The organism is Rhizobacter sp. P1_G5, from assembly GCF_056405435.1.
On the sequence record NZ_JBFUCB010000617.1, the window covers coordinates 1 to 3,552 of the forward strand.

Genomic DNA, 3,552 nt, shown 5'->3' on the forward strand with positions numbered 1-3,552 from the left:
TGTCGATGCTGCCGAACACCTTGCCCCAGACCTCCTTCGACGCCTGCATCTTGCGGGCGATCTTGTGCGTCCACTCGTGCGGCACGTGGCAGTTGGAGCAGACGGCGCGCACGCCGGAGCGGTTGGTGTAGTGGATCGTGGCCTTCAGCTCGGCGAAGGTGTTCTCGCGCATCTCGTGGCAGCCGGTGCAGAAGGCCTCGGTGTTGGTCGCCTCCATCGCGGTGTTGAAGCCGCCCCAGAACACGATGCCTGCGATGAAGCCGGCCAGCGTCAGGAAGCCGAGGCTGAAGTGCACGCTCGGCCGCGAGATGATGCGCCAGTAGCGTTTCGCGAGCTCGATCATGGCGCGACCCCCTTGAAGCCGTTGCCGACCAGCGGTTTCACCGGCTCCTGCGCCACGTGGCACTGCGGGCAGAAGTAGCGCCGCGTCGAGATCTGCGGCAGCACCTTGCCGGTGCGGTCGACGTAGTGGGTGGCGCTGACCGGCACGGCCTGGCTGAACTCGGTGCGCGCACGCGCGTGGCAGTCCAGGCACTTGTTGAAGTTGCGGTCGACCTGGTAGCCGTCGACGCGGTGCGGAATGATCGGCGGCTGCATTGCGTAGTTGCGCGCGAGCCGCTGGTCGTCGTTGACCGCGTTGGCCAGGCGCGGCGGCTGGGTCGTCGCGAGGATCGGCGTCGGGCCGCGTGCCGCATCGGTCAGCAGCGGTGCAGCCGGTAYGGCGGGCACGGGATCGGCCGCGCCGCAGGGCAGGGCCTGTGCGGCGAGGAGCAGGCCGCACATCACATGGGAAAGGAGGTGGCGCATCGGTGTCTCCCGCGGTGTCAGACCTTGACGATCTTCACGGCGCACTTCTTGAAATCGGTCTGGAACGAGATCGGGTCGGTGGCATCCAGCGTGACCTTGTTGATCAGCTGGCTGGCATCGAACCACGGCACGAACACCAGGCCGCGCGGCGGCTTGTTGCGCCCGCGCGTCTCGACGCGGGTGCGGATGCTGCCGCGCCGCGACGCGACCTCGATCTCGACCCCGCGCCGCAGCCCGAGCGACCGGGCATCGTCGGGGTGCATGTAGCAGACCGCGTTCGGCACCGCCTTGTGCAGCTCGGGCACGCGGCGCGTCATCGAGCCGGAGTGCCAGTGCTCCAGCACGCGGCCGGTGGACAGCCAGAACGGGTAGTCCTTGTCGGGCAGCTCGGGTGGCGGCTCGTACGGCAGCGCGAAGATCAGCGCCTTGCCGTCCGGGTGGCCGTAGAACTGCCAGCCGGTGCCGGGCTTCACGTAGGGGTCGGAACCTTCCTTGTAGCGCCAGCGCGTCTCCTTGCCGTTCACCACCGGCCAGCGCAGGCCGCGCACCTGGTGGTAGGTGTCGAAGGGCGCGAGGTCGTGGCCGTGGCCGCGGCCGAAGCTCGCGTACTCCTCGAACAGGCCCTTCTGCGGGTAGAAGCCGAACGCCTTCGCTTCGGCGTTCTCGTAGCCGGCCTCGACCTGCGAGGCCGGGAAGCGGTTGACCTGCCCGTTCTCGAACAGCACCTGGAACAGCGTCTTGCCGCGCAGCGCCGGCTTCTTGTCGAGCAGCTCGGCGGGCCAGACCTCGTCGGTCTTGAAGCGCTTCGAGAACTCCATCAGCTGCCACAGGTCGGAGCGCGCCTCGCCGGGCGGGTTGACGAGCTGGTGCCAGAAGTGCGTGCGCCGCTCGGCATTGCCGTAGGCGCCTTCCTTCTCGACCCACATCGCGGCCGGCAGCACCAGGTCGGCCGCGAGCGCGGTGACGGTCGGGTAGGCATCGGACACCACGATGAAGTTGTCGGGGTTGCGGTAGCCCGGGTAGCCCTCCTGCGTGAGGTTCGCGCCGGCCTGCATGTTGTTGTTGACCATCACCCAGTAGGCGTTCAGCTTGCCGTCCTTCAGCATGCGGTTCTGCAGCACCGCGTGGTAGCCGGGCGTGCCGGGGATGGTGCCCTCGGGGATCTGCCAGATCTCTTCGGCGTGGGCGCGGTGCTTCGGGTTGGTGACGACCATGTCGGCCGGCAGCCGGTTGGCGAAGGTGCCGACCTCGCGCGCGGTGCCGCAGGCCGACGGCTGGCCGGTCAGCGAGAACGGGCTGTTGCCGGGCGTCGCGATCTTGCCGGTGAGCAGGTGCAGGTTGTAGACCATGTTGTTCGCCCAGACGCCGCGCGTGTGCTGGTTGAAGCCCATGGTCCAGAACGACATCACCTTGATCTTCGGGTCGGCGTACAGCTCGGCCAGCGCCTCGAGGCGCTCCTTCGGCACGCCGCTCAGCCGGGCAGTGGACTCGAGGTCGTACTGCGCGACGAAGCGCGCGAACTCGTCGAAGCCGATCGGCTTGGAGCCGCCGGCATCGCCCGCGTTCTTCGCGGCCTTCTGCAGCGGGTGCTCCGGCCGCAGGCCGTAGCCGATGTCGGCGTTGCCGAGCCGGAACGAGGTGTGCTTGTCGACGAACTCGCGGTTCACGCGGCCGGTCGAGATGATGTGGTGCGCGATGTAGTTGAGGATCGCGAGATCGGTCTGCGGCGTGAAGGTGAGTTCGATGTCGGCGAGCTCGTACGAGCGGTGCTCGAAGGTCGACAGCACGGCGACCTTCACATCCTTGCCGCTCAGCCGGCGGTCGGTCACGCGCGTCCACAGGACCGGGTGCATCTCGGCCATGTTCGAGCCCCACAGCACGAACGCATCGGCGGCCTCGATGTCGTCGTAGCAGCCCATCGGCTCGTCGGCGCCGAAGGTGCGCATGAAGCCGACCGCTGCCGAGGCCATGCAGTGGCGGGCGTTCGGGTCGAGGTTGTTCGAACGGAAGCCGGCCTTCATCAGCTTCAGCGCGGCATAGCCTTCCCAGACCGTCCACTGGCCGGAGCCGAACATGCCGACGGCGGTGGGGCCTTTCTCCTTCAGCACGCGCTTGAACTGCGCGGCCATCACGTCGAAGGCCTGGTCCCACGAGACGTGCTGGAACTCGCCGTCCTTCGCGTACTGGCCGTTCTTCATGCGCAGCAGCGGGCGGGTCAGGCGGTCTTCGCCGTACATGATCTTCGACAGGAAGTAGCCCTTGACGCAGTTCAGGCCCTTGTTGACCTCGGCCTCGGGGTCGCCGCGCGTCGCGACGACGCGGTTGTCCTTGACGGCGACGCTGACGCCGCAGCCGGTGCCGCAGAAGCGGCAGGGGGCCTTGGACCACTTCAGCGAGGCGTCGCCGGCGCCCTGGGCGGGCGAGGGCAGCGGGATGCCGGCGACGGCGGCCGCGGCGGCGGCTGCGGTCTGGCGGACGAACTCACGGCGTGGGATCGACATCCGGGACATCGGGGATCTCCTCATTCATGGTGGCCAGGGTGTCGGCGCATTGGTAGACGAGCGCGGCGGTGAGCACGCCGGGGCTGCGTTGGATCAGCGTGATCGCCGCGAGCATCTCGTCGGCGGAGGCGGCTTCGAGCGTGACGATGAGCTTGCCTTGCGGCGACATCGCGTGCACCTCGCTGCCGGGCAGCTGCGCGATGGCGGCGGCGACGGACGCGGTATCGGCCGCAACGGCCTGCAC

Annotated in this window: 4 protein-coding genes; all 4 read right to left on the bottom strand. The window is 68.5% G+C overall.

The features are described from left to right. Positions 1 to 343: NapC/NirT family cytochrome c (locus tag AC1D12_RS28130; RefSeq protein ID WP_477844374.1), on the bottom strand; the 343-nt coding region annotated here is incomplete at its 3' end. Next, entirely contained in the window at positions 340 to 807 is a 468-nt protein-coding gene (locus AC1D12_RS28135) for a nitrate reductase cytochrome c-type subunit (RefSeq protein ID WP_477844376.1), read from the bottom strand. The genes AC1D12_RS28135 and AC1D12_RS28130, both read right to left, overlap by 4 nt. Positions 808 to 824: 17 nt before the next feature. Further along, positions 825 to 3,308: a periplasmic nitrate reductase subunit alpha gene (gene napA / locus AC1D12_RS28140; RefSeq protein ID WP_477844380.1), complete on the bottom strand. Its 2,484-nt coding sequence runs from the start codon at positions 3,306 to 3,308 to the stop codon at positions 825 to 827. Continuing rightward, on the bottom strand, positions 3,289 to 3,552 hold a 264-nt coding region (locus AC1D12_RS28145; protein WP_477844378.1), incomplete at its 5' end, for a chaperone NapD. The genes napA and AC1D12_RS28145, both read right to left, overlap by 20 nt.

Excerpts from the sequence above, each read along its gene's own strand:
- napA (WP_477844380.1), bottom strand. The coding sequence starts at position 3,308 with ATGTCGATCCCACGCCGTGAGTTCGTCCGCCAGACCGCAGCCGCCGCC.